This is a genomic window from Bradyrhizobium jicamae (assembly GCF_001440395.1).
Classification (GTDB): domain Bacteria; phylum Pseudomonadota; class Alphaproteobacteria; order Rhizobiales; family Xanthobacteraceae; genus Bradyrhizobium; species Bradyrhizobium jicamae.
In genome coordinates this window covers 108,837-123,385 of sequence record NZ_LLXZ01000059.1, presented here as the reverse complement: position 1 = coordinate 123,385, position 14,549 = coordinate 108,837, and the positions used below count along the sequence as shown (strand labels likewise).

Here is a 14,549-nt window from a genome sequence, read left to right as displayed (position 1 = left end):
CAAAGCGCAACGCCATCGATCAGCATTGCAGTCAACCGGAGACGGACCATCGCGCAGCTTCGCCTTGACCCGGTGCTTGGGCGTTCTGTTGCGTAATTGCCGGCCCAACTCTCGATAGATGCGCCGCATATTGTTCTGGCTGTGGCGCCAACCTTCCCGGCGCAGCAGGACGTGAACGCGGCGGTAGCCGTAGCGAATACGTGAGTGGCAGACCTCCTTGATCCGTTGTTCGAGGGCAGCCTGACCGGAGCGACGGGATTTGCGGTAATAGGTCGACCTGTCGAACTCGACCGCCGCGCAGCCCGTGCGGATCGACACCTGCCACTCACCGCAAACCTCATCGACGAGCGTGCGCTTCCGGCCCAGGCCCCACAATTTTCAGCGGATCACGTCCCTGCAGCATCTCCTTGTCGGGCGAAAGATTTGCGACCGGCTTGTTCAACTTCGCGTTCTCGCTATGGCGCCGCAGCCCCCATTGTTAGCATCATATTTCGAAATTTGGCGGCAACAGTCTCGGATGTCGGCGACCGATAGAGCCCGTACATCCAATAGGTGGTGGCCCCATACCCTAAGGGGCCACGATAGTTCACAACTTGAATACCATTGACCGAAACCTGCAGATACCCGCCACCGTTGTTCGACACGCTGGCCTGTATCTGGATATTGTTATACTTGCCAGTTCGAATTGGATCGGGGTCGGTCCAGAGCGTGAGCATTTTAAGGTCGCTGGAACTGTTGCTGGGATTCCCACCGGGCAGGACATGGCGGGCGATAACCACCAGACGGTCGCCATGAAGCTCGATCGCGACTGGAGGCGATGCCCCATACGCGGTGCTTTGAATTTCTCCGGTGACAAACCATGATGCCGTGTTTGTAAATGAGCCGTTGGGCCCATTGGGCTCCAACAAAAACTGGTAGTTTATGTTGACAGGAGCACCGACCGGCATGTGTCCACCGGCGGAACCGTCAATCTGGGAGCGATCACAAGCTGCTCCATTTGCGTAGTCGAACGAGGCTTTATCACCCGGTTGAATTTCGAACCGCAGAGTCTGCGAGTCAGGATTGGTCAGGCTATAGCTCTTGCCCGCCGTCTCCACCCAGTAACGGTCGTCGCCAATTGTAACGAAACCCTCGCCGCTTGCCGTAGGCGAAAAGTTCGTAATCGACGGGATCACTGTTCGATTTGCAGATCGCGATGATACTCTCGTAGTGTATGCCGTATCCGAGCCAGCAAAGCTGGGAGTCCCGCCGGCCAAGCGTGCACCCAAAACACTCCAGGACCCACCTGCATCTACTGTCGTTGTAGCGATCCTTAGTCCATCATGGATGTTCACTATGCTGGCAGCTGCGGCAACGAAGAACGCCAAGCTTGGTACGATTGTCATTTGTGTTCCTCATCCGCGTGGCCGCCGGAGCCGACATTCAAATTGTACTTCGGCGCGGGATGATCGAGTTCCGAGAAAACGATCCCGGCTCGGACCCTTTCGAGTTACGACGAAGGAAGTAGCCCGGACCAGCCGGTTGGGGAATGGCATTGACACCCTTATAGTGATTTCGAAGCACATGTATGACTCCCACGTTGTCGAACAAAGAGACAAGACTTGTGAAAGCGAAACGAAATCCAATGAGCCGGCCCGTCCGCATCAAGTTGTCATTCTTACCCGCTGGCGCAGGCGTCCAGAAATGAGACGCGGTTTACATCGTACGCGGCCAGACATCGAGCTTCGCGCTGAGCGCCTTGTTGCGACTTGGACTGAATCAGTCCACGCGGGAGGCTGAGATGCGCATATTGCATCTTACCGACCGTCTAGGCCCAGGAGGGAAAGAACGGCAAATCGTCGAATTGTTGAGGGGCCTTTTCGCTCACAGTGACATAAAATCATTCGTCGCGGTCATGGACGAGGAGAAGCTTCGTTACGAGATCGACCGTGACCACGCGCAAGTCATCCAGCTCGTTCGGAGAAGCAAGAGAGATTTGCGCCTTTTCAAGAGTTTGTACGAGCTGGTATCCAATCTGAAAATAGACGTCGTTCACTCCTGGAGCTCGATGTGCTCCATTTATGCAGCACCGGTTGCACGACTGTGCGGCACAGCCTTCGTTAATGGCTTTGTACGAGACGCGCCGCCGCATATGGCACTGTGGAGTAAACAGTATTTCAGCGGCAAGCTGACTATCCCATTTTCGGACATTGTTGTCGCCAATTCGCGCGCGGGCCTAGCTGCCTATCATATCCCCGAGCGCAAAGGTCTATGTATCTACAATGGATTCAATCCTGAGAGAATCTCCAACTTGACGGACGAGGCGGAGCTTCGCAGCATTCTGGGAGTGACGACACCCCACATTGTGGGGATGGTTGCGAACTTCGCGCCCAGAAAGGATTACGCGACCTTCGTCGAAATGGCACGCCGCATTTGCGATCTCAGGCACGATGTTACGTTTCTGGCTGTCGGCGAGGGTGAAACGTTGCAGCGAGTGCGCGCTAGCGTCCCACCAGAACATTCGCCGCGCATAAAGTTTCTGGGTCAGCGGAAAGACGTAGAGAGTATCGCCAACCTCTTCACTGTCGGAGTTCTCGTTACAAACAGCCGCCTACACGGTGAGGGTATCTCCAACGCAATAACCGAATGCATGGCGTTGGGTAAGCCAATCGTAGCAACAAACGAAGGGGGCACGCCTGAATTGGTCCTGGAAGGACAGACGGGATTTCTTGTGCCGAGTCACGACGCCGGAGTTCTGACCGACCGTGTGCTTAAACTTCTCAATAACGCCGAGCTCGCTAATCAATTCGGCATGGAAGGGCGGCGGCGTATCGCAGGAGCATTCTCGCTCGATACGATGACTAATGCGTATCTCTGCCTTTATCGGCAGCTCGCGGACAGGAAGACGCGCTCGATTCGAGTGAAGGCGCTCTGACGAGAGTTGCAAATGCTGGCGTGGAGGTCGGCGCGAAATATGAAATGACGGCGGCGACGACCGGCGGAAGGGCTGGTGCACTTGAGATGCCATGATTCAGTTGAGATGCGCTAGCAACATTGTCGTTTGTCGCTATGCTTAAGGTGGCCTGTCGTGGGAGGGACCGGCCGGCCGCGTGATCTCGCCTCGGCCACTTCCTGTCATCCATTGGACCGAAGCACACTCAAAGAGATGCCCGATGACAAATAGCTTGCCCGGAACTAATTGCTCCCAAAAACGCCCGCGTCGGCCATTTCCGAGATGGGGATGACGCTCGGCGCAGGTCAAACGGATCGCGGCCCTCACCGCCCGACGGACTGTTCTCCGTACTCGCCGGTCAGATTTCGCGGCGCATCGCCGAGATGCTGCATCGTTCCTAACCTACGTCGAAATTGAAGGGATATTCCAACTATGGACGCCAGCCGGACCACAATGGATGCTCCCTATTATTCCTTCCTGAAAGGAGCGCCGCTCAACGCCGCGTCAATCGCCTACGCCAAAGTCGTGAGCTTCGTCGCAGGCATCATAGTCGCACGAATGATTGGGGCAACTCAGTACGGCATGTTCAACATCGCTCGTACTGTCCTGGAAAGCTGCAGCATTGTTAGCCCGCTCGGGCTGGACCTCGCACTGCAACGCCATTTAGGATCCGCACCCGAACGGCTTTCGATCCGACTAGGACAACTGACGTTTCTCCGGCTCCTCACCTTCGGCCTCGCGATCATCCCCCCCGCACTGGTGGCAGCAGGGCTGGGCAGCTATGTCGAGCAATCGATCTACCGCTATCCGGATTTCGCGAATGTTCTTTTCGTGATGCTCATAGCACTCCCGTTTGCGACGGACATCGCCGTGTTGGGCGGGGCCTATCGAGGAGTGCTGAATCCCACACCTTTCATGCTGGCACACTACGTGGTGCAACCCACCATCCGACTCATACTTATGGGCCTGCTGTTCGTCCTTGGATTTCGATTGTGGGCGATTGTTGTTGCGACATGCGCCGCGTACGTCATTTCCTGGGTGGTGCTGGCCTCGGTTGCACGCAAGGACCTGGCTGGTAGCGGCACCTCTCATCGATGGGATTGGGCGGACGTCCGATCTGTCCTTCTATATTCCCCGAGCCTGTGCGCTTCGGTGGTCTTCGTCGTTTGGATCCGGAGCGCCGACTCGCTCTTTCTTGGCTATTCTGGGAGCGCGAGGGACGTCGGCCAATATGCGGCCATCCTTATGATTGCACAGCTCATCGGTCTTGTCGGGGAGGCGCTCGGGCAAACTTTGGGGCCTCGTGTCGCGCTCTGCTATCGCAACAACGACTTCGCCGCAATGGAGACTCTTCTGGCTGAGAACATTCGTCGAATGACGCTGGTTTCAGCGCCCATATTTGCCGCCATCCTTTTTTGGGGTGACCGCATGGATCTGGTGCTCGGGCCCACCTTCGCGGTCGATACGAGCGTAGTGGCGCTCGTTGCGGCAAGAATATTCGTGCAGACCATCCTCGGGTATAGCGGGTTTGCGCTTTCCATGACCGGATGGCACGTCCGGGAGACAATTATTCTGGGCTGCGGATTCCTGCTTTCAGTGCTTGCCTGCTGGGTGCTGGTACCGCTCTTTGGACAACTCGGCGCTGCGCTGGCGAGTTTCGCGACAATGGCGATGATAAACCTTGTCCGCTACACTGTCGTGCTCCGCATGTTTCGCATTCGGATTATCGGAATGCCTGTCGCGACTGCGACTGCAGTGGCAGTTGCAACAGCAGGCATGGTGTGGCTGTTGTCGAAACCGATTGATGACCGGACGTTGTTGTTCACGGTGTTTGAAGCGGCTGTTTTTCTCGCACTTTTTTCTGGCGCGGCATGGCGATTTCTCATTACCGATCAAGACCGCGACATTATTTCGAATCTCTTCAGGCTACTTCGTGGATCGGTCGGGAGAGGAAAATGATAGTCGCAAAGCTCCAGCTCGAACTGATCCAACACGACACCGCGATGGTGGGAGGCGCCTAGTCGGGTCGGCTGGTGGCGGCGCGATGAAGATCGAGGTTGCGGCTCCGCCCTCACAAGCCTTGTCTGCCTGTTTGCAAGCCAGTGCGGCAGGTCCGACCGGTTGGTCTGGGCTTCTCCTGTGATCGAGAATGGGTAATCCGAAAGGGTCGAGCCGCGGACCGGTTCAAAGACTATGCTCCTGAGCTATGCGTTTGGCACCATGCGTCCCTCAGCGAGCGAACGAGATCGAAAACTCTGACAGCCACGTTTCTAGAGCAGCAGTTTACCGGATCTCCGCTGGTGGTCGTGTTTATTCCGCGCGTGGAGGATAGATGAAGATCACCATTCTCGTTGGCACTCGTCCGGAAATCATCAAGATGGCGCCGGTCATTCGCGAATGCCGGAAGCGAAAGCTCGATTACTTCATCATTCATTCGAAGCAACATTATTCGGAAAAGCTCGACGGAATCTTCTTCTCGGAACTTGATCTTCCGGCGCCGAAATACAACTTGAATGTCGGCTCCGGCGGTCACGCGAACCAAACGGGCCGCATATTGATCGCACTTGAGCCGATCCTGATGTCGGAAAAGCCTGATCTATTGCTCGTTCAAGGAGATACCAACACCGTAGTGGCTGGCGCACTCGCGGCGCACAAGCTTAACATCAAGGTCGGGCACGTCGAGGCCGGATTGCGCTCGTTTGACCAAACGATGCCGGAAGAGAGCAACCGAATCATCGCCGATCATATTTCGGATTATCTTTTTGCCGTCACCGACTTGCAGGTCGGTCACCTGAAAAAGGAAGGTCTTCCGGACTCGAAGATCTTCAAGGTTGGCAACACGATCGTCGACGCTCTGCTTTCTCACCGGGTTCACGCCGAGAAAACGAGTACGATTCTTTCGGCATTGAAACTGCAAACCAAGAGATACTACCTCCTTACGTCCCACCGGGCGGCGAACGTCGATGCTCCGGATGCACTGAGGGAAATCATCCAACTGATAGCGAAAATCCCCGGCCGGGTTTGTTGGCCGATCCACTATCGCACACAGAAGGTTCTCAAGGAAAACAAGATTGAGCTGCCTGGGAATTTGATCTGGACCGATCCCGTCGGATATTCGGATTTCCTGAATCTGCTCTCTAACTGCGCGGCGGTTATTACCGACTCCGGCGGAATTCAGGAAGAAGCTTGTATTCTCGGCGTACCCTGCGTGACGATTCGCGATCGCACAGAACGGCCAGAAACCGTCGACGTCGGCGCGAATGTTTTGGTACACCGAAACGCGGACGCGATGGTCGCAGCGCTCAATCGCCCAATGACCCCTTGGACGAATCCGTTTGGAGACGGCCACACCGCTCAACGAATTCTCGACATCATCATGGGCCAGCATGTGCAGCAGCCGGCACCTCAGACGCAGGATACTGTTTGCGTTGCTGGTCTGGGCTACATGGGGCTTCCGACCGCCTTGTTGTTTGCGAACGCTGGCATAACGGTTGCCGGCTTTGACCTCAACGCGAAGAAAGTCGACGAGATCAACGGTGGCCACTGCCCGTTTGAAGAACGCGGCATTCCCGAATTATTGACAACGGCCTTGAAAACTGGACGCTTCAAAGCGCAGACCGCACCGGCGGCGGCGGACGTTTTCGTCGTGGCCGTACCGACTCCACATAAGAACAAGAAATGCGATTTGTCCTTCGTTCTTTCGGCTGTGAACAGCCTGCTCCCCGTTATGAAAAACGGTAATCTCCTCATCATCGAATCGACAATCAAGCCGAAGACCTGTGAAGATTTCGTACTTCCACTCCTTCAATCGAAACATTTGAGGGTCGAAGTCGCGCATTGCCCGGAGCGCGCGATTCCCGGGAACACGCTACATGAGATCGTGCACAATGACCGCATCATTGGTGCTACGTCTCCCGAAGCGGCCCAGAGAGCGGCCCGCCTTTATTCGACATTCACGGAGGGGGCAATTCACCAGACAAACCTCGTGACCGCGGAGTGCGTAAAACTCATGGAAAACACATTCCGTGACGTCAACATCGCGCTCGCGAACGAATTCTCGCTGATTGCCGATGAATTCACGTTCGACGTCTCAGCTGCTATTCAGCTTGCGAACAAGCATCCGCGCGTCAACATTCTGCAACCGGGAATCGGCGTCGGTGGCCACTGCATCGCCATCGATCCGTGGTTCTTGACCGAGGACGTTGGCGGCGACCTGAACCTCATTAGAACGGCGCGCGAACTGAACGACGGGATGCCGAAGCACACTGCCGAGCGAATTCAAAGCAAGATCGCCCCGTCCACCACGAAAATCGGAATTTTGGGAGTGAGTTATAAGCCGGACGTCGACGATGCTCGCGAAACTCCGGCTTTGGAGGTCGCAAGGCTTCTCTCGAAAAGATACGAAATCCGCTGCCACGATCCCCTTGTGAAGGATTGGGACCTCGAGCTCTTCCCCATCGAAGAAGTCGATGGCTGGGCGGACGTGTTGGTTGTCCTTTCGAATCATAAGGTCTACGCATCCAGGACGTTCGTATCCCCGCTGCTTTCGTTTGAAAAACTGATCAACGCCGACACCGAGGTGACCCAGGGCCGGCCGGTGGCCGTTCGGGCCAGGAAAACCCGTATCGGCACTCAATCGCGACGCACAAATGATGGACGATCTCGCTCGCGGCCAGATGTTCGACAAGTTTCATAGGAAATCTGCGTCGCCGATCAATGTCGTGGTGGTCACGCCCACTGGCGAAAGAGGACTGTTTCACGCAGTTGTAAATATCGCCGCTAGTGCAACTAGCGCAGCTGGCTTCGTATGATTCTGCAAATGGATTCAAAAGCAAGAGCCGGCTTCTCTCAGTTCGCTATCTTGAATGTGCGCAAGAAGAGTTCCAGATTTATCAATGACCAAAGAATTTTTTCGTGGTTCTGTTGACCGTTGAGATGCTCTGTAACAAGCCTCCGAAGCTTCGGGGCGTTTATCATTTGTGCCAGACTGGTCGTTTCGCTCACCAGCATGTCCTGGACGAAATCACGGTATGGGCCTCTAAACCATTCCCCGATTGGCACACGGAATCCGACTTTCTTCCGCCGCACGATTTCCGCTGGAAGGATCTTGTCCATTGCCGCTCGCAGCACCGTCTTACCGCCCTTGCCTCCCGTTAGAAATTCATCCGGGAAGCGCGCGACGACACCGGCCAGTATCGTATCCATAAAAGGCATCCGGCCTTCGATCGACCCCGCCATCATCATCCGATCGCCTCGTTCCAACAGATCATCTGGTAGCCAGGATGTTTGATCGAAGAATAATGTACGCCGTAGACTGGATTTGAGCCCAGACGAGTATGGGTAGACGTCCGGCGGCGTTGTCGACAACGGCCGACCTAGTATCGCCTCAGCTTCAGCAACCGAAGTGCCGCCGAACCATGCCCGCATGCGGTTCACAAGGTCGCGCTCGCCCGCGGCCAACGCAAGAACCTTTGCGCGCCTCATCCCATAGGGCAAGGACCGCACCAGCGGATAGATCAGCCGCTCGTGCACGAGGGGCGGCATCAGCCATTGGTACAAACCTATCCATTGCTCTGCCCGATGCTTCGGATATCCCCCCATCAACTCATCGGACCCTTCTCCGGTGAGTACCATCTTCACGCTACTGGAGGCCATCTCCGAAAGCAGCAAGATCGGGATGTCAGACGTTTCGCTGACAGGGGCACCACGCCGCAAGACGGCGGTTGGCCAGTGCTTCATGAAGCTGTCGGGCTCGACGAACAGCTCACTGTGAATTGTGCCAAACTGATCTGAAATCACACGCGCATGATCGAGCTCCGAGTACTCTTTTTCCCGAAAGCCTACCGAGAAGGTTCGTACAGGAGCCGCGCTATGTTTAACCATGGTTGCGACGATCGCCGACGAGTCGATACCGCCCGAAAGATAGGCGCCGAACGGCGCGTCGCTGCGCATGCGAATTCGGACGGCCTCATCGAATGCTCCTTCAAACAAACCAACTGCATCAGAGAATGATTTGATATCCGGCACTGTCGTCGCAAACGGTGGCGTAAAATAGCGAGTGGTCTTCAGCGTTCCGTTCTGCCATACGGCATAGTGACCAGGCTGCAGCTTCTTTACCGCATGAAAAAACGTGGAAGGCCCCGGAACATAGCGATTGAGAAGATACTGACCGAGTGCTTCGGAATCGAACGCCCGGTTAAGGCCCGGAAACTGAACGAGCGGCTCAATCTCCGAGCCGAAGAGAAGAATACCCTTCAGCTCGGCGAGAAACAGGGGTTTCTTGCCGAAGGCATCACGGGCAAGTATTAGCCGCTGCTCTGCTTCATCCCAAAGCGCAAAGCCGAACATGCCGCGAAATCTTCGAACTGCATCGAGCTGCCAGGCGCGATATGCTTCAATGAGCACCTCGGTGTCCGAGTTCGTGCGAAACCTGTGCCCAAGGGCAACGAGCTCCTGTCGCAGTTCGATATAGTTATAGATCTCGCCGTTGAAGATTAGCGTGAATCGGCCATCCTCACTCGACATTGGTTGCGCACCGCCACCGATGTCAATAATCGAAAGCCGGCGGTGGCCGAAGCCGATTTGAAACCGCTCATCAAGCGTCCTGTGAAACCAGTAGCCGGAGCCGTCTGGCCCCCGATGGAACATCAAATCCGTAAGGCTGATAAGAGTCTCGCGATCTTCGTCCTTCGCGGCCCCAAGAACCCATCCGAATATCCCACACATCGCTAAATGCCTCATCTGGACGATATTCAGATGATACTTGTCATGCCACTGTTCTGATAACCGTTCCGATTAAGCTATCAATCATACGGTCTAGCAAGGTTGTTGCCTGGGGCTGAGTGGCTACCCAATTGTGAGTAACTCGGTGACGAACCGATTCTCGATCGCTGCCGTCCGTGCAAGCCCGCAACGTGAACACGGAGGCCGACCACATCCGCAATCGCTCCCGAATTTGCAAATTTTGACGAGGCGGCTAGGATGGTTAGTAGCGCGACTATCGGAGCGAACGTCGTCTCGGTACGACGAACGTCCGGGCGAACCGCGGGAAGACTGCGCAATCGTGTTCTGCGGACTGTCGCTATAAAGCAGGCCGCACGTCTGTCCTCCCCACGTAGTCCAATCAAGCAGGCTTAGGCGGGAATTGTCGAGGATGGCTCCGCCTCAAGCGTGATGACGGATTTCGGTGTATTTGATGAGTGCGACCCAGGGTACCCTTCGCTTGATCGTAGCTACGCCCTACGGCCCGCACGGGCGAGGAGGAATTGATCGCGTCACTGATCTCATTATCGATACAATCGATCAACGCGGAGATCTTGGCGTCAAGGCCGAGCGACTGATAACCAGGGGACAGAAGAATATCTATTGGGCAGTCGTGCTTTTTGCGCAGGCGCTAGTCCATTTTCTTGTTGCTGCCGGGCGTGGCGAGGTTGACCTGATCCACATGCACCTCTCATTTCGCGGGAGCGTGTACCGCAAGTTGATCCTCGCAGCCATAGCCCGCTTTCTCGGTATTCCCTATGTCGTTCATCTTCACGCCGGTCAGTTTGATGAATTCTGGACAAACGCCGGGACATATTTACGCCGAAACATCAACCGATTGTTCGTGGATAGTGCAGCGATTATTGTGCTGGGCGACTATGGTGCGCGCGTCATTCTCGATCGGCTTCCCAGCCTTCGAGATAAAATCACGATCCTTCCGAACGCAAGTACGTCTCCGATTCAGCCAGGTCGAGGCCGGTCGGAATCCGAGCGGATTCGTATTACCTTCCTCGGTTTCATTCTTCCAGAAAAGGGAGTGCCACAACTCGTCGAAGCGCTCGGAAAGCTAGCGCTCCGCACCGACTGGATCGCGACCATAGCCGGAAGCGGAGAAATACAGCAAACCCGAGAGCAGGCGCGACAGCTCGGGATCGCCGACCGAGTGGAGTTTCCGGGCTGGCTTGGTCCCTCGGAAACCGCTGCGCTACTGCAGCGGACCGACATTCTTGCGCTGCCATCCTTTGTCGAAAGTCTCCCAATGGCAGTCATCGAGGCCTTTGCTTGCGGGGTGGCTGTGGTCGCAACACCGGTTGGTGCCGTTCCCGAAGTCATTGCTCACGAGCGCAACGGTCTCCTCGTGCCTGTTGGGGACGTCGAAGCGCTTGCCAATGCGCTCAATCAACTGCTCGAAGATGGAGCGTTGAGGCGGCGCCTGGGCGACACTGCCCGCCGCGACCATGCGGAACGATATGAAATCAACAATTATGTAAAGCGCCTGGTCTCGATCTGGCGAACGGCAGCACGCTGTCGAAAGCCGGAGACACTCGCGTAAACACTGACACCTTCAATTTGGTTTCTTGGAAAGGCACTTTTTCTGAATGTACTTCCGCGAGGCATGTCGCTTGTGCCGGCTGCGGCCAATTTAGCAGTTAGCCGAACGCTGGGTCGGCTTATTGTGCAAGGAGGTTAGTATGAGTGTCTGCTTCAGGATATTGTCAATGCTTAACCACGAAGGATGCCGTTACGAGCTCATCAAGCACCCTCCAATGGGGGAGACCGTGGCGGCCAGCCGCATCCGCGGCCATGATCTCCGAGAGGCAGCAAAATCGCTCGTATTGGAAGCTATTGATCGTACCCTCGAGGCGAGGAGATATTATTTGGCGGTCGTTCCCGGCCACAAGCGTGTCGATCTCAAACTTCTAAGGAGCGTGCTTGGCGCGCGGCGAGTGCAGTTCGCGTCGGAGGAAAAGGCCCGCGAGTTAACCGGCTGCGTGATGGGGGCGGTACCTCCCTTCACCTTTCACGTCGATTTGAGTGTCGTACTGGATCTGACCATCGCTGAAACGGAGCGAGTGATCTTCAATGCCGGCGAACTCGATCTCTCGGTTGTCATGCCAACCCAAGAGTACTTGCGTATCGTACGGAGCAAGGACGGATACTACACGCGAGACTCCATCGCCATTCCTGCTTGAGAGGCTGGCATGTCGAAAACGTACATCGCCATCATCCCGCAAGACTGAAGAACGAGCTAGTGCGACCACAGCCGGTTTGAATGTCGTCCACGATCAGCAGAATTCCGTAACCACTTGCAGTCCGCGCGACCGACCTGATCTTCGCAGCCGCGAGTCGTAGCTTCAGATTGCCTGTACAGCAGCGATGTATGCAGCGGCGATCGCCTCAACGATGGCGGATCGCAGTTGACGGGTACCTCCTCCGGAGACTTGCGGTGGTCTCAGCCCGCTGTCGGCCGAACCTGGCGCGAAGCATCTTCCACCCCCTGCCGATGTGGTCGTCGCGCAAGTAGCGTTTGCGCCGCCAACTGCACCCCATTCATTCGAGCAGCGAAGGAACTCTCCGAGTCAAACGCACTGCTCACCCCAATGCGGGGAAGCGCGAAGCGGTCGATACGGTCGTCGCTTAGTTGACCGTGCCGCGTTGTTACGGCGCTCACATATCCCGCTTCATTGGCGAGATGCCCTTCTCGCAGACCGCATGAGCCATATGGATAGGCGAGGTGCCGAACGGGCATTTGAAGTAGGTCCTCAAGATAGTTGCGGTTGTCGACCAACTCGGTCCTCGCTGCCGCCGCGTCCAAGTTTGCGAGCGCTTGATGTGAGGTTGTGTGTCCGCCAATTGATGCGAGAGGGTGACGCGCCAGACTTTGGAGCGCGCGCGCGTCCAGGAAGTATCGGTCGTTCAGCGACGACATGGAAATACCGGCGTTTTCGAATGTCGTCGCAAGCGCTGCGGCACGCCCATAATCCTGATGCACCCACTCGTCCACTTTTCCCAGGGCGACTTGCTTGCTCCGCAAGTCAGGACAACGAAATCGAACGCCCATCGCGTCGATCGTTACTGCTTCTCTCGAGCGAAATAGTTCGCGTAATCCCAACCACCAGGACTGCATGGTTCGCGTCAACGCGGCGGTCGGCACGTACATCATGAATGGAGCGTTGTTGCGCTCGAGGATTGGAAGCGCCACCGAGACATTGTCCCGGTACCCGTCATCGAAAGTGAGCACCGCGTAGCGGCGTGACCGGTCATTCCTCGCCAGCCGCTCAAGGCACTCCTCGAGGCTGACAATTGTCCATCCTTCCCGCTTCAGCCAACTCAGCGAATATTCAAAAAGTTCAACCGAAGTGCCGGTCTTCAATTCCGACCGACAATCCTGTTGAATTTCGTGGAACATCACGATCACCGCCCTGCCGGCGAAGATCCTGCGAAAAACGGGAAAGAGCCCAGCGCTCCCGATCGCATAACACAGGGCATTCTTAAACAGCTGCTTCAATTGAGACGACCTCGCAGCGGGAATCCATTCAACCAGGGGTGTCACCACGCTGCAGGAGCAGCGTGCCACTTCGCATTTCGATGCAAGTGTAAGCAAGAGAGGATTGAGAATAAAAGCACTTCGACCGAGTTCGACTGGAGCCATTCTGGCTACCCAATTGTGAGTATTGCGCCCCCCTGCTATTCTGTCCGCCGAAATGCTCGGATAGAAACATGCACTTCGCCTCGAAAAACGCCATAAGTCAGCTCGGTCAGTGGCGGCCGCCTAGCTCGAGAATCAGCGAGTGCAGCTGGGTGTAGGCAACTTTGCCCTTGTCGAGCAATTCCAGGTTCGGACCGCGCTCGTTGGCCTTGTCAAGGATCTTCAGCGCTGTTTCCGCGTCAAGGTCTGGCCGATGCTGCATACATCCACGCCGCAGTAAGTAACGATCAACATCGAGCAGCTCCGATCGATAGATTGAGACCGTTGGGATACCGAGCACCGCCATCTCCCTGGTCATCGTCCCACCGGCGCCAATGAACAGATCGCAGTCCGGAGCTATTTCCGCCAGGTCCAGTGCGGTGTCGACCACGCGTATGCCTTTGAATTTTTCGTCTCTGTAATGTACCCCCTGCGCACGCCCTCTTGGGAGGACTGTCAAAGCGACATGATCGCGAAGCCCAAGCAAAAGACTATCCAGAAAGTTGATTTCACTCTTGTAGTACTGAGCTGTCCAGGGCTCCGGCCTTACGTAGACCGTTCTGCGCTGGTCTCGCGCCGTCCTGTCAGCGCGTCGCGACGTGAATTGATCGGCAAAGTACCATAGATACATGCCTTCCTTTATTCCCGGAAAGTGTCGCACCTTGGCCGCGCGAGCGCCCTGCCAGCGAACGCTTCGGATATCAAGGAATTCCGGCAGCATGATCACATCGGCGAACAGGAATGCTGGCACGTTTCCAAGTGCGTGCTCATTGTCGTTCAGATAGATTGACCGGGCGCCGAGAAGTCGCGCGACGAGCGGAGAATGGAAGGAGCTTTGCGAGACTGCGAGGTCAATTGAACGGTCCTTGAGAAAGCTATACAAGTCGCGCACCCGGACGGGATACCCTAGAAGTTTTCTGGCGATGTTGGCCCCGTAGTGCTTACCGACGACCACGTAATTGAGCTGATGTAGCTCCAACAGATCAATCGTGTTCGCAAGTGGTCGAGCCGTTATAACTACTTCATGTTTCCCTTGAAGCTCCCCAATAAGCTTTCGAAACATGTTAATGTGGGGCGAGTTATGAAGATCAAACCAAACGTTCATCATTCGTCCAAACTTGCTTCAGCGGGTCGCCCCAGGGGAGCCAGGCAAGCTCCTTGAAAGAA

The 14,549-nt window shown here is 55.9% G+C and carries 9 protein-coding genes and 1 pseudogene; 5 read left to right on the top strand and 5 right to left on the bottom strand.

What is annotated here, in order from left to right; genetic code table 11:
* Positions 1-48 precede the first annotated feature (48 nt).
* Positions 49-454, bottom strand: a pseudogene (locus tag CQ12_RS42060) (IS3 family transposase); the annotation flags it as partial.
* A 1-nt stretch (position 455) separates the two neighbouring features.
* Positions 456-1,175: a heparin lyase I family protein gene (locus CQ12_RS09830; RefSeq protein WP_057835092.1), complete on the bottom strand. Its 720-nt coding sequence runs from the start codon at positions 1,173-1,175 to the stop codon at positions 456-458.
* Positions 1,176-1,780: 605 nt separating this feature from the next.
* Between CQ12_RS09830 and CQ12_RS09825 the strand changes: the two genes are divergently transcribed.
* The 3 genes from CQ12_RS09825 (at position 1,781) to wecB (ending at position 7,628) form a co-directional block, all read left to right on the top strand.
* Entirely contained in the window at positions 1,781-2,914 is a 1,134-nt protein-coding gene (locus CQ12_RS09825) for a glycosyltransferase (RefSeq protein ID WP_057835091.1), read from the top strand.
* Positions 2,915-3,364: 450 nt separating this feature from the next.
* The gene (locus tag CQ12_RS09820; protein WP_057835090.1) at positions 3,365-4,891 is read left to right on the top strand and encodes a lipopolysaccharide biosynthesis protein; all 1,527 of its coding nucleotides are present in this window, start codon (positions 3,365-3,367) and stop codon (positions 4,889-4,891) included.
* Between the two features lie 373 nt (positions 4,892-5,264).
* A complete protein-coding gene (gene wecB / locus CQ12_RS41435; RefSeq protein ID WP_063799709.1) occupies positions 5,265-7,628 on the top strand; it encodes a non-hydrolyzing UDP-N-acetylglucosamine 2-epimerase in 2,364 nt (787 codons plus the stop codon).
* 152 nt (positions 7,629-7,780) lie between these two features.
* Here wecB and asnB read toward each other — a convergent pair whose 3' ends face one another.
* The gene (gene asnB / locus CQ12_RS09810; protein ID WP_245309829.1) at positions 7,781-9,673 is read right to left on the bottom strand and encodes an asparagine synthase (glutamine-hydrolyzing); all 1,893 of its coding nucleotides are present in this window, start codon (positions 9,671-9,673) and stop codon (positions 7,781-7,783) included.
* A gap of 454 nt (positions 9,674-10,127) precedes the next feature.
* Here asnB and CQ12_RS09805 point away from each other — a divergent pair, with 454 nt between their 5' ends.
* Together CQ12_RS09805 and CQ12_RS09800 are read left to right on the top strand one after the other, a co-directional pair.
* Complete coding sequence (locus tag CQ12_RS09805) at positions 10,128-11,246, top strand: glycosyltransferase family 4 protein (RefSeq protein ID WP_057835088.1); 1,119 nt, start codon at positions 10,128-10,130, stop codon at positions 11,244-11,246.
* A gap of 166 nt (positions 11,247-11,412) precedes the next feature.
* Positions 11,413-11,886: a YbaK/EbsC family protein gene (locus CQ12_RS09800; RefSeq protein WP_198164109.1), complete on the top strand. Its 474-nt coding sequence runs from the start codon at positions 11,413-11,415 to the stop codon at positions 11,884-11,886.
* 260 nt (positions 11,887-12,146) lie between these two features.
* Here CQ12_RS09800 and CQ12_RS09795 read toward each other — a convergent pair whose 3' ends face one another.
* Both CQ12_RS09795 and CQ12_RS09790 read right to left on the bottom strand, forming a co-directional pair.
* Complete coding sequence (locus CQ12_RS09795; RefSeq protein ID WP_063799708.1) at positions 12,147-13,202, bottom strand: polysaccharide deacetylase family protein; 1,056 nt, start codon at positions 13,200-13,202, stop codon at positions 12,147-12,149.
* Positions 13,203-13,452: 250 nt separating this feature from the next.
* Positions 13,453-14,487, bottom strand: coding sequence for a DUF354 domain-containing protein (locus CQ12_RS09790; protein ID WP_057835119.1), 1,035 nt, complete (start codon positions 14,485-14,487; stop codon positions 13,453-13,455).
* Positions 14,488-14,549: the final 62 nt, after the last annotated feature.